The following is a 21,998-nucleotide window of genomic DNA, read 5'->3' on the forward strand; positions in this document are numbered from 1 at the left end:
CTTTTTACGTCAAAGTGTCGCAACGAATCTGTCGAAGGCTGCCTGTCCCTCAGGGGTGCGCTTATAAACACCTGCATCCTCAAGAACATGCATGAATACTTCTCCGATCTCATTCTGAACTATCTCGTCGATATTGTCCTTTGTAATACTGTCATACTTCTTGCTGAAGGCATCAACCCAGTCTGCGTGTTTCTCAAGAACCTCGTCGGCCCTTAAATCCCTGCCTGCAAGAATGGCATCCTTAAGCTGTGCCATCTCATCCTTAAGTCTTGCGGGAAGAACAGCAAGTCCCATAACCTCGATAAGGCCGATGTTCTCCTTCTTGATGTGATGAAGCTCTGCGTGGGGGTGATATACCCCGAGAGGGTGCTCATCGGTAGTGATATTGTTTCGAAGAACCAGATCCAGCTCGTAGTTGTCTCCCCGCTTTCTTGCAATGGGAGTTATGGTGTTATGAGGTGTTCCGTCAGTTTCTGCAAAGATGAAAGCAGCTTCGTCGGTGTAGCCTCTCCACTTCTCAAGGATAACATCAGCAAGGGCAATGATCCTGTCATAATCTGGAGCTGAGAGCCTTATTACGGACATGGGCCACTTAACAATGCCGCTTTCAACGTCCTCAAAGCCCTTTACTGTAAAGGTTCTCTCCACGGGAGCCTTGGCCATGGCAAAGGTGTAGTGTCCGCCCTGGAAATGATCATGACTTAAGATTGAGCCGCCAACAATGGGAAGGTCTGCGTTGGATCCCACAAAGTAGTGGGGGAACTGCTTTACAAAATCAAAGAGCTTGCAGAAGGTTCCGTGCTCAATCTTCATGGGAATGTGCCTGGAGTTGAAAACGATGCAGTGCTCATTGTAATAAACATAGGGTGAATACTGGAATCCCCACTTGGAATCCTGAATGGTAACAGGGATGATCCTGTGGTTCTCCCTTGCGGGATGGTCAACTCTTCCGGAGTATCCTTCATTCTCCCAGCAAAGCTGGCACTTGGGGTATCCGCTCTGCTTTGCATTTCTTGCGGCTGCGATAGCCTTAGGATCCTTCTCAGGCTTTGATAAGTTGATGGTGATATCAAGATCGCCATACTCTGTGGGAGCGATCCACTTCATATCCTTGGCAATCCTGTAACGCCTGATATAATCTGTATTCTTGGAGAAATTATAATAAAAGTCCGTGGCTGTTTCAGGGCTCTTTGCATACTCTTCGTTAAATCTTCCGATGATCTCACTCGGTCTTGCCACCATGGTTCCCATCAGCTTTGTATCAAAAAGATCTCTGTACACCACGCTGTCGTTCTCAATAAGACCGTTTGCAGCGGCGTAGTCATCAAGTTCTTTTAAAACAGACTCCAGGTAAGATGACAGCTCTTTTTCCTCTGTGGGAACTTCTTCTGCCAGCTTCTCGATGTCTACGGCTTCATACTCGGCTGCATCCAGGCCAAGCTGAATGAGAAGAGAGTTTACTGTGTAGATGATGTCCTCTTTCTCAATAAGGCCGGTACTAAGGCCATAGGCCACAAGTTTGTTGATTGCATTCATTAGATCACCTCCGGGCCGCCACCGATCTCTACTGTATAGAATGTGGCGTCGTAACCGATTTTCTTTTTGTAGTTCTCTCCAACAGTCTTCTTGAAGTTCTCGATAGCCTCGTCCTTTACGATGGAAACCGTGCATCCGCCGAATCCGCCGCCGGTCATTCTTGAGCCGATGACACCGGGGATCTTCCAGGCTTCCTCAGCCAGAGTATCCAGCTCAATGCCTGTAACATCATAGTCATCCCTCAGGGACTCGTGGGACTGTCTCATTAGCTTACCGAAGTGCTCAAGGTCGCCGTCCTTAAGTGCCTTAACCGCCTCGATGGTCCTCTGGTTCTCGTAAACGGCGTGTTTAGCCTTTCTCTGCATGTCGGGATCTGTGAGCTGATCCTTGATCTTCTCGAACTCCTCGATGGACAGGTCTCCAAGGCCCTTGATATCAGTGGTCTTCTGTAGTATTGCAAGCGCTGCCTCGCACATGCTGCGTCTTGCATTGTACTGGGAATCCGTGAGCTTATGCTTCTTGTTGGTATTTGCAATTATGATCTTGGCACCCTCGAGCTTAATAGGTGCATATTCAAAAGAAAGATCGGCAGTATCCAGGAAAATGGCATTGTTCTCCTTGCCCATGGCAACAGCGAACTGATCCATAATGCCGCAGTTGCAGCCGTTGAAGTTGTTCTCGGAATACTGTCCGATAAGTGCAAGGTTCTTATTGTCGGTATCAAATCCGTAAAGATCCCTCAATATAAAGCCTGTGAGCACCTCCAGGGATGCCGAGGATGAAAGGCCTGAACCGTTGGGGATATTGCCGTAGATCACCATATCAAAGCCCTTATCCAGCTTCATGCCTCTCTTTTCAAAGGCCCATACAACTCCCTTGGGGTAGTTGGTCCAACCAGCCTTGTCGCTGGGCTTTAAGTCATCCAGTGAACTCTCGATGACTCCCACTCTGTTCTGGTTAACGGAATAGAAACGAAGCTTGTTGTCGTCTCTTTTGGCTGCTGCGCCGTAAGTTCCGATGGTAAGGGCACAGGGGAAAACGTGTCCTCCGTTATAGTCTGTATGTTCACCTATAAGATTTACTCTTCCCGGTGCAAAATAGGCTTTTACATCATCTCTTTTTCCAAATGCCTTTTCGAAGTTCTCTAAAACCGCCTTCTTCATCTCCTGATCGATCATATAACCCTCCTAAATAAAAAACGAAACGTGTTATCTTGTGTATTAATCATAATAAAAGAGGCATGGATTTTCCATGCCTCTTTGTTTATATAACCTGTCAAAATGTTAAATCATTCCGAAATCAGTTCTTAGCTGCCTCAATGAGCTTATCCCTGAGCTGGGTCTCGATCTGAGCAAGTTCAGCCTCTGCCTCGCGGCGCTTCTGCTTACCTTCTGTCTGGATCTTAAGAACCTCGTCAAGAGTCGTGATAAGGGACTCGTTGGTGTGCTTCAGGGTCTCGATATCAACAATTCCTCTCTCAGCCTCTTTCGCACTCTCGATGGTTGCAACCTTAAGAGCATCGGCGTTCTTGCGAAGGAGCTTGTTGGTCATATCATTGACCTCACGCTCAGCCTTTGCAGCCTGTGTAGCGTGCTCAATGCCCATTGCGATAACCATCTGGTTCTTCCACAGAGGAATGGTGTTAACGATGGTTGACTGGATCTTCTCAGCCATTACTGTATCAGAGCTCTGTACCATACGGATCTGAGGACCTGTCTGCATTGCGATGGTCCTTGTAAGCTCAAGGTCATAGATCTTCTTCTCAAATCTGTCGCACTTGTTGGCAAAGTCCTTGGCTGCCTCTGCATCCTCGGGAAGTCCTGAAGCCTCGGCCTTTTTCTGAAGCTCTACCAGCGTTGTTGCGCGCTCCTCTTCAAGTCTTTTCTTGCCGGCAAGGATGTACATTGTCAGCTCCTTGAAATAGTTAAGGTTCAGCTCGTACATCTTGTCCAGAAGCTCAACGTCCTTAAGGAGAGTAACCTGGTGCTTCTCAAGCTCATTGCTGATGGTCTGTACATTGGTCTCTGCCTTGCTGTACTTAACCTTAAGAGCCTCAAGTCTGTTGGCGCTCTTCTTGAAAAGAGCCTTCAGACCCTTGTCGTCCTCGTCAATCTCAAAGCTCTTGAGCTGGGTAACAAGATCAGTGATCATGTCACCAACTTCGCCCATGTCCTTGGTCCTGACATTCTCAATGGCCTTCTCGGAGAAATCAGCCAGCTTCTTCTGAGTACCTACACCGTAGTTCATAACTCCGGCGGAGTTTGCAATATCGATCTGCTTACTGAACTCCTCAACCTGCTTGAGCTCTTCCTCTGTAAGCTGTGCCTCCATGGCGAGATTGCCGTTGTCCTTAGCTGCTTCAGGTGCTGCCTGCGCCTGTGGCTGAGCCTGTGCTGCCTCTGTTCCAAAGCTGAGTGTAGGTGCTGCGGGTGCTGCACCGAATTCTAAATCTACTCCCATAACGTCCTCCTGTATCATTTCTATTATTTAGGCTGTGTCTGAGTAGCCGCTGCCGCAGCTGCCGAGGCAAAACCCTGTCCCTCTTCTGTAAGTCCGTCCTGTGCCATCATAGTCTTCATAACCGAGATATCCGAAGAGATATCCCAGGCCATATCCTGGAAAAGACTGTCAAGGAGGTTCTCAAACGCTCCGTTGATGGTATCCATGGCCGCATCTATCTGTTCCTTGGTCTTTGTAATGTTATCTCCGACTTCCGGCTGCTTGTCCAGTTCCACATAGGCTCCCAGAAGCTTCTTGGTGGTCGGCAGATAATAGGTCATAAGCTTATGAAGATCGTCCGCACTGGAGGGATCTTTTTTGACCTGCATGAAGATCCTGTTCATGATCTCCTCAAGTCTGTAAAGCTTATTGGACATATCCTCCGTATCCGGGATCATATCATTGACCTGTCTTACATAGGTGACATATTCATCACCCTCAACAAGGATATCCCTAACCTTCTGAGGATACTGGGCATATGCTGCCTGTTTGGCCTTGTCTGCCTGCCTGATGGTCTGAGCAGCTTCCTTCTCCCTGGCCTCTCTGGCGATCCTGTCATTCTCAGCGCCTTCATACATCCTGTAGGCTTCGTCGGTGATCATACAGGTGGTCTCGGTCCGGTCAAGCCTTGCCCTTGGCAGGAATCCCCGGCTGATCATATCCTTGATATCCTTAAGAACTTCCTTGTCACTCTTAAGAAGCACCTTGGCAAGATCCGATATGGAGAAGTACTGAGCCTCCTTGAGAATGTTGCCGTACTGATAATATTTATTTGCAAGTTTGTATTTCCTGAGTCCGTTGAAAAAAGCCGCCGCACAAAGGGCTGAAATCACGCCCATCGCTATGGAGCCAGCAACCGAGCCGCTCACCAGAGCTCCCAAAAGAGCCATAATAAAGATCGCTCCAAGGGCTCCTCCGAAGAACATCTCCGGCACACCCAGATATCTGCTGACCTTCTTCTGCAAAAAAGGAATGAAAGCGGCTTTGGGTCTTCCTACCGGTCTTGCTGTTCCATTTATTGTCTGGGCCTGTCTGGCACTGGAGTAGGTGGTCCTTGGTGCCACGGAAACCGACTTGATAACCTTGGAGATATCCGCGCCAAGATGACTGTAATCGTTCTTGTCAATGGCGATGGTTACGCTGTCCAGTATCTCTTTTCCGGCCTTTATAAATTCATCTCTATCGTTAGCCAATTTGATCTGTTCCTTTCACATTTTGTACATTATACAAAATGCAACTTACATTTTACAGTAAAAATGGCGAAAAAACAATTATCCTAAGCCCCTAAAAACCGCGAATGATTGCACTTGAAATCCCCGTTAGCCGCATATTACAATTATTTTGTATAAAAAGAAGCGTCTTTGAGAGGTCAATTCATGGAAAAAGCCTATAAACTGCTGTTTAATACCGAGGAATCAGACGACCTGTATGTATACTGCTGCGGGCTCTCCCAGACTCTGCCGGGACACAGCTTCGGCCCTGCCCTTAAGCCCCATTTCATGATCCACTATGTGCTTAGTGGCAAAGGCTCTTTTAACATAGGAGGCAAAACCTACCCTCTGCGGGAAGGCTACGGCTTTCTTATCGTTCCCGACGAACTGGCCTACTACGTGGCTGATGATGCGGATCCCTGGACCTACGCCTGGGTTGGATTCGGCGGCAAAAGAGCTGAGGCCATCGTTTCACAGCTTGGCCTGTCCCTGGTACAGCCTGTTTTCAAAAGTGATGCACAGCAGACCATCTATGATCTCATCAAGGACATGATGGACCACAATACCTTCAGCGTAGAGGACGTTCTTAGGAGAAACGGCCTTCTTTCCATGTTCCTGTCAGTTATCGCATCAGGGATCAGCGTATCCCAAAGAAGCGACAGCGGCAGTGCCAACGACTATGTAAACAGAGCCCAGGCTTATATCCGCAGCAACTACTGCAATCCCATCAAGGTCACGGATATCGCCAACTATGTCTGCATCAACAGAAGCTACCTCTATACTCTTTTCCAAAAGACCCTTGGCATCTCTCCCCAGCAGTATCTGACCAGCTACCGCATCGCCAAGGCCACGGAGCTTTTGCAGCTCACCCAGCTCCCCATCGAATCCATAGCCATATCCTGTGGCTACTCGGATCCTTTGGTTTTCTCCAAGGCCTTTCGTCAGGAGAAAAAAATATCGCCCTCGGGATACAGAAAAACTCTGCCCAAGAGCGATACCAATGCCGGTAGTAAGGAGCATTTAAAGCAGGTGGAAAAGCTCATCGAGGAGCGTCACTTGGAATCCAACGATCCCAATTAAAGCTCAAGCTTATCCAAATGCCATACTTCATCCACGTATTCCTGGATGGTTCTGTCTGATGAGAACTTGCCGCAGCATGCGGTGTTCATCATGGACATCTTTGCCCAGCGCTTCTTGTCTGCGTAGGCGTCTGAAATCTTTCTCTGAGCCTCAAGATAGGCCTCGAAATCCTTAAGAATAAAGTACTGGTCTGCCTTGTTGGAATTTATTGTGTTAAGAAGGCAGTTATAAAGCGGTCTGAACAGCTCTCTGTCCTGAGAGAAGGTTCCGTCCACCAGTTTGTCAAGAACGGTCTTCACATTAGGATTGCTGTTGTAGATATCCATGGGATTATAGCCGCCGTGTTTCTCGAAGTCCATAACCTCCTGAGAGGTAAGACCGAAGATAAATGCGTTCTCCTCGCCAACCTCATTGACGATCTCCACATTGGCACCGTCCAGTGTTCCCAGTGTAACCGCACCGTTAAGCATCATCTTCATGTTTCCGGTTCCGGAAGCCTCTTTACTTGCTGTTGAGATCTGCTCGGAGATATCAGCTGCAGCAAAGATCAGCTCTGCGTTGGAAACCTTATAATCCTCGATAAATACAACCTTGAGCTTGCCGTTGATGTCGGGATCGTTGTTAACCACATCAGCCACAGAGTTAATGAGCTTGATGGTTAGCTTGGCTGTGAGATATCCGGCTGCTGCCTTTGCTCCGAAGATGTAGGTCTTGGGATAGAAGTCGTTGTCCGGATGTGTCTTGATCTCGTTGTACTTGTGGATAACCTGAAGTATGTTAAGGAGCTGTCTCTTGTACTCGTGAAGTCTCTTTACCTGTACATCGAAGATGGACTTGGGGTCAACCTCGACACCGTTGTGCTCAAGGATGTAGGCTGCAAGGCGCTTCTTGTTCTTAAGCTTTATTTCCATGAACTCAGCCTGAGCCTTCTTGTCGTCCACGAACTGTTTGAGCTTGCTCATCTCGGAGAGGTCTGTGATCCAGCCGTCGCCGATTTTCTCTGTAACCCAGTCTGCCAGAAGAGGATTTGCATGCATAAGGAATCTTCTCTGGGTGATACCGTTGGTCTTATTGTTGAACTTCTCGGGCATCATCTCGTAGAAATCCTTAAGCTCTCTCTTTTCCAGGATCTCTGTGTGAAGTCTTGCAACACCGTTTACGGAATGTCCGCCAACAATTGCAAGGTGAGCCATCTTCACCTGGTTATCATAGAGGATAGCCATGCTTCTGATCTTGGCCTGAACATCGATTCCTGCGGAGCCGGTGTACTGGCGCATGATCTGGTCAACAAATCTTCTGTTGATCTCATCTACGATCTGATAAATTCTGGGAAGCAGCCTCTGGAAAAGATCTACCGGCCACTTCTCAAGGGCTTCGGCCATGATGGTGTGGTTGGTGTAGCAGCAGGTCTTGGTTGTTACATCCCAGGCCTCGTCCCAGGTGAGGTAATATTCATCCATGAGAATGCGCATAAGCTCTGCAACAGCTACCGTAGGGTGGGTATCGTTGAGCTGGAATACTGCCTTCTCATAGAACTTTCTTATGTCGTCATGTTTCTTAAGATATCTCTTTATAGCGGTCTGAACAGAAGCGGAGATAAAGAAATACTGCTGTTTGAGTCTCAGCTCTTTTCCCGCGATATGATTGTCGTTGGGGTAGAGGACCTCGCAGAGCTGGCTTGCAAGATTCTCCTGCTCAACAGCCTTCTGATAGTCGCCCTTGTCAAAGGAATCCAGCTGGAAGCACTGAACAGGCTCCGCATCCCAGATCCTTAAGGTGTTTACCACGCCGTTGCCGTAGCCGATAACGGGAAGATCGTAGGGAATAGCCTTAACAACCTGATATCCCTCCTGCTTGAACACGGTTCTTCCGCGCTCGTCGGTATACATATTTACATAGCCGCCAAACTTAACTTCCTTGGCGTACTCATTTCTTCTAAGTTCAAAGGGGTTTCCGTTCTCAAGCCAGGTATCGGGAACCTCAACCTGGTAGCCGTCCTTGATCTTCTGGCGGAACATTCCGTATTTGTAACGGATTCCGCAGCCATAGGCCATATATCCCAGAGTTGAAAGGGAATCAAGGAAACATGCGGCAAGTCTTCCAAGACCACCGTTGCCAAGGGCGGGATCGGGCTCCTGATCCTCGATCATGTTTACATCTATTCCCAGCTCATCAAGGGCTTCCTTGACGGGTTTGTAGGCCTGAAGATTGATCAGGTTGTTGCCGAAGGCTCTTCCCATAAGGAATTCCATGGACATGTAGTACACGATCTTGGGATCCTGCTCCGCTGCTGCCTTCTGGGTTGTCATCCAGTGATCCACAATGGCGTCCTTGATTGCATAGGCTGCTGCCTGATACATCTCCTGGGGAGTAGCCTCATCCATGGTCTTTCTGTAAAGAGTCTTTACGTTGTACTGTACGCTTCTCTTAAACAGATCTTTGTCAAAAGATAGTTTTTTCTTCTTCATATATCCTCCTGGTGATTGGTTCACTCTCTGTTATTTCATAAAAAAAGAAAAGAACACTATTTCATTCTACCGCAAAATAGTGCACTTTTCTATAAACAATACGTAAATTAGCTCATTTCACGCGGTCTACAGCACTTTTTTACTGTAGAAGTGCAAGAACACCCTCATTTGTCTGGTTGGCCTGAGCCAGCATTGACTGTCCTGCCTGGGCCAGAATGTTATTGTTGGAGTATTTCACCATCTCTCTTGCCATATCCGTGTCACGGATCAGGGACTCTGCGCTTTGTGTGTTTTCAACAACGTTATCCAGATTCTTTATGGCATGCTCCATACGATTCTGATAGGCGCCGAATACGCCGCGCTGCTCATCCACAATCTGAGCAGCCTTTTTTACCTTATCAAGACCATCAATAGCATTATCTCTGGTAAGAGTATTAAGAGCGTTGATTCCCAGTGAATGGTTGTTGAGAACATCATAGATAAGGGGAATTATGTTGTCATCGCCGCTCTCGGAACCTGCCTGTATGTTCAGCTTCATTGTTCCTGCGTAGATGTTTGCTTCGAAATCGTTGGCGCTGTAATTGAGCATCTGCATGGAGTTCATGCTACTTCTGGTCATATCCGCACCGGAAATATTGGCTATTCTTGTAATGATATCTGCCGCAGTTTCAGACTCGTCAACATTCATGTGAAGGGTAAAACTTCCGATAGTGCCTGTTACATCCGTTCCGTCATTTGTATATTTCAGAGTATCCGAAGTGGTAAGTGCAAAATTTATATGAAGTTGTCCGCCTACAGTACTGGAGTTTATAAGCGAATTATTGGCTGTTGTTCCGTTGAGGGCATTGTTAATTGCTGTTTCGAGGTCGGCATTATTGAAAGACATATTTCTGGAGTATTTGTTCCCATTATAGTAATACCACCAGACCCCTTCTGTTTCTGCACTTCTCTCTCCTGATGATGTATATACGGAGCCGCTGTACTTTGCTGTAACATCAAAAGTAGCAGGGGTTGAGGGCTGTGTGTTTGCGTTTTTTCCAAAGTCGAAATCAAAACTCATCGTTGAAGTATCCGATGCGTTTTTTCTGTTGTCGGGGTCATTCCCGTCGGGATTGATATAATCTTCGCTCCCGTTTGCAGCGTTTCTGCTGATAATTCCGGCCGGGTAGGTCATACTTCCGGAAATACTTGAGCGGCTGTCGCCGCGGACCGTACCTGATAATGAATATCCTGAGCTGGTTCCTACAGCTTTATTGTTGAGCTCTGAAACCAGCTGTGCCATCGTGGCATCGCTGTCCAGGGTAAGCCGCAGATTGGGAGAAATGCCCTGAGCTGAAGGATAGGTTGAATAATCCATGGTAGAGCTGTCCAGTTTTATGGTAAATCCTTCTTTAAGGGCGTCCTCAGAAGGCCAGGCAATCTCGTTACTGGTGTAATTGATGCCGTCATAACCGTTCCACTTTACCTTTACTCCGCTGCCTGTTGCTTCAAAGCGGAATGCACCATCGCTGGGCCATGCAGCCTTATTTGTTTCGGTGACCGTGCCGCTGTACCAACTATTCTGAATTCCCCAGGTAAATATCGGTCTCTGCTCCGTTCCTATAGATTTCCTGTCTGTTGTATTCTCATCCCAGATAAGCTTTTCGTTGAAAGAAGTAGTATGGAAAGTTTTGTTACATTCAACCTTAAGCTGCTGTATCTCGGAATCGATATATTCTCTGTCTTCGGGGGTAAGGGTGTCGTTGGATGCCTTGACGCAGAGCTCCGTCATACGGGCAAGCATATCATCGATCTCTGCGAGAGCCGCATCCGCAACCTGGACATAAGAAACACCGTCCTGGACGTTCCTTGAAGCCTGATCCAGTCCGCGTATCTGTCTTCTCATTTTTTCACTGATAGCAAGACCTGCAGCATCATCTGCAGCACGATTGATTCTATAACCTGAAGACAGCTTTTCAGACGACTTGGCCTGGAGGCCAGTCGTTATTCCGAGCTGTCTGTTTGAATTCATCGCTAAGAGATTGTGCTGTATTACCATGGTAAAAGATCCTTCTTAAGTTGCCTGAAGTCCCTTGTCAGGCGGGGGTCTTAAAAGGCGTCCTTGCAGGTTATCAGCCACATCCCTTTGGCTATTATTTATATCGGCCTATTTACGCTATTCATTAAGACAATATTAAAAGCACCCCCATCTTTAGAGGATGGAGGTGCTCATCTATCGCATGATTTCAGTCATTTAGCTCTTTTGCGGGTCATCAGACTTTCTCAACACCGATGGTTACCTTCTCGCCGTTGATATCCCACTCTTTAGCATTGGCTACATCTGATCCGTAAACCACTTCGTTGGCCAGAACCTTGGTTGCAATGCTGTTTTCATTGGCCTTTACAATGCCGGCAAGCTTCTCATTGCCGTTAAGGGATACCTTGATGTGATCCATAACTTCAAAGCCGGAATCCTTACGCATGGTCTGAACCTTACTGATAACCTCAAGGACAAATCCCTCGTTGATAAGCTCCTCAGTGAGGTTGGTATCAAGGACAACAGTGATTCCCCAGTTCTCCTGTGATACGAAGCCTTCCTTCTGAGCCATCTCGATAAGAAGGTCTTCCTTAACAAGCTCAACATCAACATCATTTACTGTGAACCTGATGTTTCCGTTGGTATTAAGCTCGTCCATGGTGGCATTTCCGTCAAGTCCCTCAAGGTAAGCCTTGATGGCTCCGATATTCTTGCCGTACTTAGGTCCCAGAGTCTTAAGCTGAGGCTTGAAGCTGTAGCTTGTAAAGTCTCTTACATCATCTGTGAAGGCAACGTTCTTGACGTTGAGCTCCTCTCTGATGATATCTGTATAGAACTCGCCTACAGTCTGCTCAGCCTTTACATACATCTGGCCGATAGGCTGACGGTTCTTGATATTTGCTGCATTTCTTGCTGCTCTTCCAAGGACTACGATGTCGAGAACCTCTTCCATGTCCTTCTCAAGCTTAGTATCGATCATGGACTCATCCACAACAGGGAAGTCGCAAAGGTGGATACTCTCAGGAGCATCTGCAAAGCTGTTCCTTACAATATTCTGGTAGATCTCCTCTGTCATGAAAGGAACCATGGGAGCTGCTGCCTTGGCAACAGTAACAAGTGCTGTGTAAAGAGTCATGTAAGCAGAGATCTTGTCCTGCTCCATTCCCTTAGCCCAGAAACGCTCACGGGATCTTCTTACATACCAGTTGGACATCTCGTCAACGAAGTTGTCCAGAGCCTTACCTGCCTCAGGGATCCTGTAGTTATTAAGATTCTCATCAACGGCCTTTACGCAGCTGTTAAGCTTTGAAAGAAGCCACTTATCCATAACGGTAAGCTTATCTGTCTCAAGCTTGTAATTGGCGGCATCGAATCCGTCGATATTTGCGTAAAGTGTAAAGAACGCATATGTGTTCCAAAGTGTTCCCAGGAACTTGCGCTGTCCTTCCATAACCGCATCACCTGAGAATCTTGAAGGAAGCCAGGGTGCCGAGTTTGTGTAGAAGTACCATCTGATGGCATCTGCGCCGTATTTCTCAAGGGCCTCGAAAGGATCTACCGCGTTGCCCTTTGACTTACTCATCTTCTGTCCGTTCTCATCCTGCACAAGGCCGAGTACTATAACATTTTTGAATGCAGGCTTGTTGAAAAGAAGTGTTGCCTCTGCGTGAAGTGAGTAGAACCATCCTCTAGTCTGGTCTACAGCCTCAGAGATGAACTCTGCGGGGAACTGCTTCTCGAAGAGCTCCTTGTTCTCAAAAGGATAGTGGAGCTGTGCAAAAGGCATTGCTCCTGAGTCGAACCAGCAGTCGATAACCTCTTTTACCCTGTGCATCTTCTTGCCGCACTTAGGGCAGGTGATCTCATACTGATCGATATAAGGTCTGTGAAGCTCGCAGGTCTCTGCTGAAGGATCTCCGGAGAGCTCAGCAAGCTCTTTTCTTGAACCAACGGAGAGCTGGTGACCGCAGTCATCGCACTCCCAGATATTAAGAGGTGTTCCCCAGTATCTGTCACGGGAGATACCCCAGTCCTGGATATTCTCAAGCCAGTCGCCGAATCTTCCCTTACCGATGGACTCGGGAACCCAGTTGATCTCTTTGTTGTTGCGGATAAGGTCGTCTTTAACCTCTGTAACCTTGATGAACCATGAGGAACGAGCATAGTAAAGAAGGGGTGTTCCGCATCTCCAGCAGTGAGGATAATCATGCTCCATCTTAGGTGCTGAGAACAGAAGGCTTCTGCCATCGAGGTCCTTAAGTACCTCGGGATCCGCACTTACTGCGCCTTCATCCATTTCCTTCTGAGTGGGCTTACATCTGTAGCCCGCAAAAGGAGTCTCGGGTTTAAGTCTACCCTCTGAATCAACCATCTGTACAAGAGGAGCGTCATACTTACGACCAACTCTTGCGTCGTCTTCACCAAATGCAGGAGCGATATGTACGATACCGGTACCGTCTGACATGGTTACGTAGTTGTCGCAGTAGATGAAGAAGGCTTTCTTGTGCTGCTTGTCAGCCTCATCCTTGGCACACTGGTAAAGAGGCTCGTACTCCTTGTACTCGAGGTCTGTTCCCTTGTAGGTCTCAAGCACCTCGTAGGCTGCCTGTCCCTCTTCTTTTGCAAGAGAGCCAAGAACAGTGTCTGCAAGAGCCTGTGCCAGATAATATGTATAACCGTCTGCTGCCTTAACCTTTACATAAGTCTCGTCAGGGTTTACGCAGAGGCCGATGTTTGAAGGAAGTGTCCAGGGTGTGGTTGTCCATGCAAGGAAGTAAGCATCTTCACCAGCAACCTTGAAGCGAACAACGGCTGTGCGCTCTTTGAGAGTCTTATAGCCCTGTGCTACCTCGTGGGATGAAAGAGGAGTTCCGCAGCGAGGGCAGTAAGGAACTACCTTGAAGCCCTTGTAGAGAAGACCCTTCTTCCAGATCTCATTGAGAGCCCACCACTCGGACTCGATGAAATTGTCATCATAGGTGATGTAGGGGTGCTCCATATCAGCCCAGAAACCAACGGTTCCGGAGAAGTCCTCCCACATTCCCTTATATTTCCATACGGATTCCTTACACTTCTTGATGAAAGGCTCCATTCCGTACTCTTCGATCTGTTCCTTGCCGTCGAGACCAAGCATCTTCTCAACCTCAAGCTCAACAGGAAGACCGTGGGTATCCCAGCCTGCCTTACGGGGAACGGTATATCCCTTCATGGTGCGGTATCTGGGGATCATATCCTTGATGGCACGGGTTAAAACGTGTCCGATGTGAGGCTTGCCGTTAGCTGTGGGCGGGCCGTCATAGAACATATACATCTCACCCTGGCTGCGGGTATCAACACTCTTCTGGAAGATGTCTTCTTTTTTCCAGAACTCTTCGATCTTCTTTTCTCTTCCGACAAAGTTCATGTCGGTTTCGACTTTTTGGTACATTTTGGACTCCTTTCTTGATAAAAAAGAAGCCCCCGTCCTTTGTAAAAAGGACGAGGGCAAATAATATACACTCGTTATACCACCTGTTTACACATACGCGCCGGACAAGCATCCGGTTGAATACGCCTCCCTGTAACGCTGGGATTCACGTCAGGCTCTACTCACGTTTCCTTTTCGATCCTGAAGCTCGGAAGTGATTTTCGGTCATCTCTTACTCGCACTGCCTCTCACCAACCGGCAGCTCTCTGGGGCTTTCAAAAGAGCCTACTGTCTTCGTCATAGCTTTTTTATTCGATTTAATGCACACATTCTACTACCTTATCAGAAAATATGCAAGATGATTCTTTTCCGGGATCCATCTTATCCGCGAATGCCCTGCTTAGCTTATCTCTTACAGATATTTCATCAGTGTATCAAGTTCATCCCTTGTTGTGGCCCAGTCTGTGGCAAGCCTTATGACCGTGCGGTTGTCATCGTACTTCTCCCAGAAGCTGTATACCACATTTTCATCAAGCTCCTTGAGCTTGTCATTGTCTACAATGATGAACTGCTGGTTTGTGGGAGAATCCAGGAAAAATTCGTAGCCCTTGTCCTTAAGCCTTCCCTTGAGATCCTCAGCCATATCGATGGCATTTTTGCTGATGTTAAGGTACAGGTCATCGGTGAACAGCGTATCGAACTGCACTCCAAGAAGCCAGCCCTTTGCAAGAAGCGCGCCGTGCTGTTTGATGATGGGAACGTGGTGCTTTGGCTTTCCGCCCTTAGTGAACACCACAGCCTCGCCGAACATGGCTCCCACCTTGGTTCCTCCGATGTAAAAGACATCTGTCAGCTGCGCAATGTCACTCAGGGTAACGTCGGTTCTTTTACTCATAAGACCGTATCCCAGCCTTGCTCCGTCCAGGAAAAGAGGTATCTCATATTCCCTGCAGACTTCTGAAATGTCCGAAAGCTCCTTCTTTGTATAGAGGGTTCCGTACTCCGTGGGGTGTGAGATGTAAACAGCCCCCGGGAATACCATGTGCTCGTGATTGTCGTCTCCAAAGAAGGTGGCAAGATAAGCCTTAAGGTCTTTAGCGGAAATCTTTCCAATATTTGAGCCGTATTTCTCTGTGTCTGTCTCTTCACCGGTTGCGGGAAGTGTAAGGACCTTGTGTCCCGAAAATTCAACGGCTCCCGCCTCGTGGGCTGCTATGTGTCCTGTCCGGGCAGCAACAACGCCCTCGTAGGGCTTAAGTAGCATATCTATAATGGTCTGATTGGTCTGGGTTCCTCCCACCAGGAAGAACACCTCAGCCCCGGGGCAATCACAGGCCTTTTTGATCTTCCCTGCTGCGCTTTCGCAGATAGGATCGGTTCCGTAGCCAACGTTCTGCTCAAAGCCCATATCCGTCAGCCTCTTAAGAATGGCAGGATGAGCGTTTCTTGTATAATCACTGGAAAAAGATATTTTCTGTCCCATGTTATTCTCCGTTTCTGCGTTAGATTGTTTCAAGATCCATTGCTTCCTCAAGGGTACGTACAAACAGCTCAAGACCCTCCTTGTCAGCCTCATCAAACCTGTTAAGGCTCGGGCTGTCGATATCAAGAACTGCCACCACTTCGCTTCCTCTGTGTATGGGCACAACGATCTCTGAATTGGATGCACTGTCGCAGGCGATGTGTCCCGGGAATTCGTGGACATTTTTTACCAGCTGGGTCTTATCCTCAGCCACTGCGGTACCGCAGACACCCTTTCCCACCTCGATCCTGATGCAGGCAACCTTTCCCTGGAAGGGTCCCAGCATAAGTGAGCCCTTGTTCATAAGGTAGAAGCCGGCCCAGTTAAGGTCCTCCATGTTGTCATATAAAAGAGCGGACGCATTGGACATCACGGGAATGTAATTAGGCTCGTCCGCTGCCAGTGCTTTTATCTGTGCTGCAAGCAGCTTGTAATCTGTCATCATTCTGTTCTCCTATCGGGAACTGTTGCTCCCGCAATATAAAAATAGTTGATGCAGGCTCTTTTGCCCACATCAACTATACTATCACGCGTTTATCTTGCGTACAATCTATTTTTTCTATGTTACTGCAGCTTGGCACACTTCCCATACCAGCGACTTCTTTTGAAGCTCATACATATACGCATACTTTCCATCCAATTCCATAAGCTCGCTGTGGCAGCCTCTCTCTCTAATTTCCCCATGATCCAAAACGATTATTTCATCAGCGTTTTTGATATTTCTCAGAGTGTGGGCAATGACTATTACAGTTTTTCCGGCACACAAATTGGAAATTGCCTGATGTATCAGATACTCATTCCGGGTATCAAGGGCGGCAGTTGCTTCATCAAGGATAACTACCGGAGCATTTTTCAGGATCGCTCTGGCAATGCTCAGCCTCTGGCGTTCTCCCCCCGATAAAGAGCCTCCGTTTTCCGCAAGGACTGTATTGATTCCTTCAGGAAGGCGGTCAATAAATTCATCACAGCACGCCACTGTCGCAGCATGGCGCACTTCTTCCTCTGTGGCTTCAGGGTTTCCGATCCAGATATTGTTAAGGATAGTATCGTGAAACAGGATCACATCCTGAAAGACACAGGTGATACGGTTCAGATACCATTCCGGCTCTATTGTGCTGATATCCCGGCCATCAAGGCGAATTGTTCCTTTCCCGGGCTCCCAGAGCCTTGCCATAAGATTTGCGATGGTTGTCTTCCCGGATCCGCTTTCGCCTACCAGCGCAGTTACCTTCCCTGTCTTTGCGGTAAAAGATATATCTTTCAGCACCGGTCGGTCTGTGTACGCAAAATCAACGTGTTCAAACTCTATATCGCAGGATTTAAATTCCGGCTTATCACCCCCGGGCAGCGGAGCTTGTGCAAGAATTTCCTTAATGCGGTTGTCTGATGCATTTTTCTCATACACCAGTGATGGCAGAACAGTGATAAGCTCAGCCACCGGAATATAGATCCTCAGCGCAAATGCAAAGAAAAGAATCGGTATACGAACACTGATCCCGCCTTTATTCATGATCAGCATGCCTGTCAGGACCACAAGGCCGATCCCCATCTGAAGCAGGACTTCCGAAGCAGAAGTAAACACACCGGAGGTCAGTTCCATCTTCAGTGATGCCTTTTTTAGATCATCGATTGCTCTTCTTATCTTTATTCTCTCAATACCGTTCCGGGAATCTGAGCGAATCTGCTCCATTCCAAAAACATACTCCTGCAACTGCTCTTCTGCCTCATGCTTTACCTTCAGCTGATGAAAAACAAGTTTCTCCTGATACCCAAGAGAGCTTACCTGAATCAGAATACCTGCAACAACCGTTATGACCGATGCGATCCCCATTCGCACATCCAGGATAAAGGCAATGATGAAAGCTGCCGGAACGGTTACGCAGTATGCAAAAGTCACCGGTATAAGATTTGAGATAAGCTGCTCTGCATAGATGCAGTCATCCACAAGGCAAGCCACAATTTCAGCGATCTGCCTCTTTCCAAAAAATGAATAGGGAATACGATTTAATCTCTCGGTGACCTCAAGGCGCATTCTCTGGCACTCGCGGTAAGCCGGAATATTTGTGCGGTCGTACTGACGCCTGCGTATGTATGCCTCGATGAGCGAAAAAGCTATTCCAATGAAAAACGCTACTATAAGCTGCACCATGCCACTGTTTTCTTTTCCTACATCATCAGTAAGGCAGAATATCAGCCCCATCCCCACAATGAAGGATGAGGTTGAGAAAACCTGCAAAAGGATCGTCGCAAGGACAGCTCTTTTTATATCTTCTTCTCCTCTCTTTGAAAGAACAAGAAGTCGTCTTATCACCTTCATTTGAGAACCTCATTTCCCACAGACCATTCTATGTTTTTATTGCCAAGCTCCCAAAGGGTTGCGTATTTTCCACCTGCTTTCATGAGACTCTCATGAGTTCCGGATTCAGCCACCTGTCCGTTCTCCAAATAGTAGATTTTGTCTGCATTTTTTATGCTGTAAAGCCTGTGCGCGATCATGATGACAGTCTTTCCTCTGGCCAAAGCCTCAACCGCCTTTTGTATATGGTATTCGTTTTCCACATCAGAAGATGCCGTTGCTTCATCCAATATCAGTATCGGGGCATTTTTCAAAATCGCTCTGGCGATAGCGATCCTGCGCTGCTCTCCTCCGGACAGACATAATCCTTCCTCACCTATCACGGTGTCGTAACCCCTTGGCAGCTCCATTATAAAGTCGTGGCAGCACGCCTCTTTTGCTGCCTCCACAACTTCCTCATCAGTGGCTTCCGGGCGTGCACTTCGTATATTGTCCCTGATACTTGCTTTATATAAAAAGACATCCTGAAAAACGTAAGCAATATTTCTAAAGAGGTCCTCCTGCTTTATTTTCCCGGTATCAACCTCTCCGATTTTGATGGTTCCTGAATCAGGGTTATAAAAGCCTGCCAAAAGATATGCCAGCGTGCTCTTTCCGCCTCCGGAAGGGCCAACAATAGCAGTAACCCTGCCCTCTCTTGCAGTAAGGTCTATCCCGTGTATCTCTTCTTTCTGATCTCCATAGGAAAATCTGACCTGCTGAAACGATATCTCTTTTACCTCCTTGGGAAAAGAAACTGCGACATCCGGTTCACGGTCTTTTATAGCAACCATCTGCCTGATATGGCTATCGGCCATTATTGACCTGACGCTGTGATTTCCGATAGATGCAGCCTTTGGAATAATGGTCTTAAGTGAAGGGATCAGAATTATAAAGCAGGTAAGGTCTATGATCACATCCGCTGTCAATCCACCGCACAGCACCTCTATGGCTGCAATCGGGAAGATCACCAGATAAAGATTGGACATGATGGTGCAAAAAACGCAGTCATACTTTTCCCACACCTTTGTATAGGGTACACAGGCATCCGAATAGGCATGGATCTGCTTTTTCACATTGTTGCAGACGTTGTTATCATGTCCAAACACCTGAAAAACTTTATTCCCCCGGACATATTCCATTGCTGCATTCTGAAGGTTATCCAGGGCAGTCAGATAGATATCCATCATCTTTTTTCCGCCGCCTTCAGCGTATGAATAGGACATATAGTTGTAGTAATAAGCCACCACCAGCCCCAATCCGACTGCAATGGCATACCGGAAATTGACAGAAAGCATGATGGCAAATAGTACCACCGGAGACATAGCAGCAATAACAATATCTGTCAGCTTATGTGCCAGATAAGACTGTATATCATTTATGTTTCCGTACAGAGCATTATAGATCCTGCCGCTGCCCAGTCTTCTGTAATGCCCCGGCGGAACCTGTGACAATTCCTCTACCAGATCCATGCGCATGTCATATCCGATACGAAAGGCCCCAATATGTGCCAGAGAAAGCGCCGCATAAAAAAAGAGCACGTATAAAGCGCTGCCGGCAGCCGCTATCCCTCCTCGGATAAGCATGGAATTAATACTAACCCCCGATATTTCCCCCGTTCCAAAAAGAGTTTTAACTATACAGCAGATTTCATAATAGGGAACAAAGTACATAATACCGGCTGCCGTGGCAAACACGACAGCCGCAATAATTGGTAACGGATCTGTTTTTATCCAACTTATTATCTTTCTCAGGTCATTCATAGTTCTCTCGGTTTCTCAGCCCTTATCATGAACATAGGTGTATTGCCATAGATGCATTTTTCCTTGTCATCCCAAAGATCCTCGATGATATCTCTGTCGTAGTCCACATTGGCAAATCCGATACCATGCAAAAGACCTGCATCCCAGTCCGGGCGGATCTTGTCCTTAAGGACGTTATCCCATACTTCATTTTCATCCGGTGAGTGCTTTTTGAATCTTTCCAAAAGAGCTTCCTCATTGCCATCATAGATATTTCCCGAGAAGTCTGAGCCATATTTCTTCATACATTCAACGTATCTTCGAACAGATTCGTCATGCTCTGAATAACCGTATCTGCTAAGATGCCAGTTAGCATCAAAGATAAGCAGTACTCCGCCGGGTTTAAGAACTCTCATCCACTGGCTGTATACTGCCTTATGATCCCTCAATGTATGGGTCACATTTCTGCTGATGATAAGATCAAAACTGTTATCCTCGAAATCAAGCTCGTGGCAATCCATAAGTTTATAGTTCACTGACAGCCCCAGCTCTTTTGCTCTTTGAATGGCAAAAGACAGCATCAGCTCACTGCCATCGATACCGGTAACATGATGTCCTTCCTGCGCCATTATACAGGAGAAAAATCCCGGGCCGCAGCCACAGTCCAGTATCTCAAGCTCACCTTCAGTTTTAACCTGGCTCAGAATCTGTTTTTTCCACCCTGCGGATCTGAAACTGTTTATCTCATCATCAATGATCCTGTTATAATTCTTCGCCCCACGGGTCCACAATTCATTGATTTTTTCCTGATCCTTATTCACAACTCTTCTCCTTTTTCCTATTGCTTAACATATAATAGATCAGCATCTGTGCAGCAGTCAGAAACCATGTGACAGGATAAGACACGGCAATTGTTCTGACATCCGGACGGATCGGCACAAGGCTGATCAGGATGATACTTCGTATAATTGTAATGTTGATCATTATTATCACTGTGGGAGGCAGGGCCTTTCCCGATCCTTTAATGCTGTCCCCAAATACCTGCAAGAACACATACAGCCAATAAAACGGAAATGTGATACGTATTATCCTGTTTCCCAGGGCAACTACCGCAGCATCCCTGACGAATAGTCCAAACGCATAATCTCCTCCGATTATCAGAAGAAAGCTGGTAATTATCGTCAGTATGCAGCCCATTTTCAGACATATGCCGGTTCCCCTGCGGGCTCTTTGAGGATTACCTGCGCCAAGATTCTGCCCTACAAAAGTAGTTGCCGCCTGACCAAGAGCCACAATGGGAAGGTATATCGGTAATTCCACTTTGAAGTATGCCGTAAATGCAGCTATGGCATTTGTGCCAAGGGAGTTGATGAAATACTGCGCAACAACATTTGAAAGTGCTATTACCAACGTCTGAAGTCCCGATGGAATCCCTACCCGAAGGATGGATAACAGAATATCTCCCTGAATGGTTATTGATCTTAAATGTATGCGATATTCCTCGCTTATATGGGAAAAGAGATATATAACCGTGCAAACCGCTGCCGCTCCCTGAGAAAAAAAGGTTGCCCAGGCAACTCCGTTTATCCCCATATTCAATCCCCGAAGAAATACGGCATCCATAACAACATTTGTCACGCCACCGACAATTTGAAAAAGCAGCGGGACAAAAGATTCACCCATGCCCCGCATTACTCCGGCTCCCATATTATAGCTGACTATAAATATTGAGCTGAAAAAGTATATTCTCAGATAGCCTACTGCACTGTCTGCTATCTCTCCGGGTGTTCCTATAACATGAATAAAAGCAGGCGCAAAACTGTAACCTGCCAGAAATACAATGATTCCACTGATAATGCTCAGAGCCGCTGAGGTCTGTAGTATGTGCTTAACTTTGTCCCCGTCTTTGGCTCCAAATGCATTTGCAACAGCTACCGTCGCGCCAACAGAAAGGCCGCCGAAGAGCCCCACAAGACAGGTAACCATCATTGTACTGGCTCCCACTGCTGCGGATTCATTTTTACCGAGAAACTGCCCGATAAACAGAAGATCTGCAGTATTATACAGCAGCTGTACCAGACTTGATCCCAGAAGCGGTAAGGCAAACAGAATAATCTGCTTTACTATATCCCCTTGCGTTAAATCTACATTTTTTTGTTTTTTCATTTAAACCGATTCCAAA

General features: G+C 47.1%; 14 protein-coding genes, 1 pseudogene and 1 other annotated feature. Of the genes and pseudogenes, 1 reads left to right on the forward strand and 14 read right to left on the reverse strand.

All coding sequences use genetic code 11. The annotated features are described in order from the left end of the window. Positions 1-9: 9 nt before the first annotated feature. The 4 genes from galT to T456_RS21290 all read right to left on the reverse strand — a co-directional run bounded on the left by galT (position 10) and on the right by T456_RS21290 (position 5,228). Positions 10-1,536, reverse strand: coding sequence for a UDP-glucose--hexose-1-phosphate uridylyltransferase (gene galT / locus T456_RS0109710; RefSeq protein WP_024865982.1), 1,527 nt, complete (start codon positions 1,534-1,536; stop codon positions 10-12). Continuing rightward, the gene (locus tag T456_RS0109715; protein WP_024865983.1) at positions 1,536-2,699 is read right to left on the reverse strand and encodes a galactokinase; all 1,164 of its coding nucleotides are present in this window, start codon (positions 2,697-2,699) and stop codon (positions 1,536-1,538) included. The genes galT and T456_RS0109715 overlap by 1 nt, the downstream gene beginning before the upstream one ends. 136 nt (positions 2,700-2,835) lie before the next feature. Continuing rightward, the gene (locus T456_RS0109720) at positions 2,836-3,996 is read right to left on the reverse strand and encodes a toxic anion resistance protein (protein ID WP_024865984.1); all 1,161 of its coding nucleotides are present in this window, start codon (positions 3,994-3,996) and stop codon (positions 2,836-2,838) included. A 23-nt stretch (positions 3,997-4,019) separates the two neighbouring features. After that, positions 4,020-5,228, reverse strand: a complete 1,209-nt coding sequence (locus T456_RS21290) for a 5-bromo-4-chloroindolyl phosphate hydrolysis family protein (RefSeq protein ID WP_024865985.1) — start codon at positions 5,226-5,228, stop codon at positions 4,020-4,022. 183 nt (positions 5,229-5,411) lie between these two features. Here T456_RS21290 and T456_RS19710 point away from each other — a divergent pair, with 183 nt between their 5' ends. Beyond that, positions 5,412-6,326 (forward strand): AraC family transcriptional regulator, encoded by a 915-nt coding sequence (locus tag T456_RS19710; RefSeq protein ID WP_035801754.1) that lies wholly within the window; start codon positions 5,412-5,414, stop codon positions 6,324-6,326. Here the strand turns inward: T456_RS19710 and T456_RS19715 are convergent. The 10 genes and pseudogenes from T456_RS19715 to T456_RS0109780 form a co-directional block, all read right to left on the reverse strand. After that, positions 6,323-8,794, reverse strand: coding sequence for a glycogen/starch/alpha-glucan phosphorylase (locus T456_RS19715; RefSeq protein ID WP_035801757.1), 2,472 nt, complete (start codon positions 8,792-8,794; stop codon positions 6,323-6,325). The genes T456_RS19710 and T456_RS19715 overlap by 4 nt on opposite strands. Positions 8,795-8,933: 139 nt before the next feature. Next, a complete protein-coding gene (locus tag T456_RS24320; RefSeq protein WP_155838071.1) occupies positions 8,934-10,151 on the reverse strand; it encodes a flagellin in 1,218 nt (405 codons plus the stop codon). 324 nt (positions 10,152-10,475) lie between these two features. Then, positions 10,476-10,832 (reverse strand): annotated as a pseudogene (locus tag T456_RS24325) (flagellin); the annotation flags it as partial. 214 nt (positions 10,833-11,046) lie between these two features. Next, positions 11,047-14,238, reverse strand: a complete 3,192-nt coding sequence (gene ileS, locus T456_RS0109750; RefSeq protein ID WP_024865986.1) for an isoleucine--tRNA ligase — start codon at positions 14,236-14,238, stop codon at positions 11,047-11,049. Positions 14,239-14,281: 43 nt separating this feature from the next. Next, positions 14,282-14,527 (reverse strand) — a binding site (T-box leader). A gap of 102 nt (positions 14,528-14,629) precedes the next feature. Continuing rightward, the gene (locus T456_RS0109755) at positions 14,630-15,700 is read right to left on the reverse strand and encodes a threonine aldolase family protein (RefSeq protein WP_035801760.1); all 1,071 of its coding nucleotides are present in this window, start codon (positions 15,698-15,700) and stop codon (positions 14,630-14,632) included. 19 nt (positions 15,701-15,719) lie between these two features. Then, entirely contained in the window at positions 15,720-16,181 is a 462-nt protein-coding gene (locus T456_RS0109760; protein ID WP_155838072.1) for a GAF domain-containing protein, read from the reverse strand. A 117-nt stretch (positions 16,182-16,298) separates the two neighbouring features. After that, positions 16,299-18,056 carry an ABC transporter ATP-binding protein gene (locus tag T456_RS0109765; protein ID WP_024865989.1) on the reverse strand — a complete coding sequence of 586 codons (1,758 nt, stop codon included), beginning with the start codon at positions 18,054-18,056 and terminating at the stop codon, positions 16,299-16,301. After that, on the reverse strand, positions 18,053-19,837 hold the full coding sequence (locus T456_RS0109770) for an ABC transporter ATP-binding protein (RefSeq protein ID WP_024865990.1): 1,785 nt from the start codon (positions 19,835-19,837) through the stop codon (positions 18,053-18,055). Before T456_RS0109770 ends, T456_RS0109765 begins: the two co-directional genes overlap by 4 nt. Then, the gene (locus T456_RS0109775) at positions 19,834-20,637 is read right to left on the reverse strand and encodes a class I SAM-dependent methyltransferase (protein ID WP_024865991.1); all 804 of its coding nucleotides are present in this window, start codon (positions 20,635-20,637) and stop codon (positions 19,834-19,836) included. Before T456_RS0109775 ends, T456_RS0109770 begins: the two co-directional genes overlap by 4 nt. Beyond that, on the reverse strand, positions 20,630-21,982 hold the full coding sequence (locus T456_RS0109780; protein WP_024865992.1) for an MATE family efflux transporter: 1,353 nt from the start codon (positions 21,980-21,982) through the stop codon (positions 20,630-20,632). The genes T456_RS0109775 and T456_RS0109780 overlap by 8 nt, the downstream gene beginning before the upstream one ends. Positions 21,983-21,998 lie beyond the last annotated feature (16 nt).

The organism is Butyrivibrio sp. FCS014, from assembly GCF_000526935.1.
In the GTDB taxonomy this organism is placed as follows: Bacteria; Bacillota; Clostridia; order Lachnospirales; family Lachnospiraceae; genus Butyrivibrio.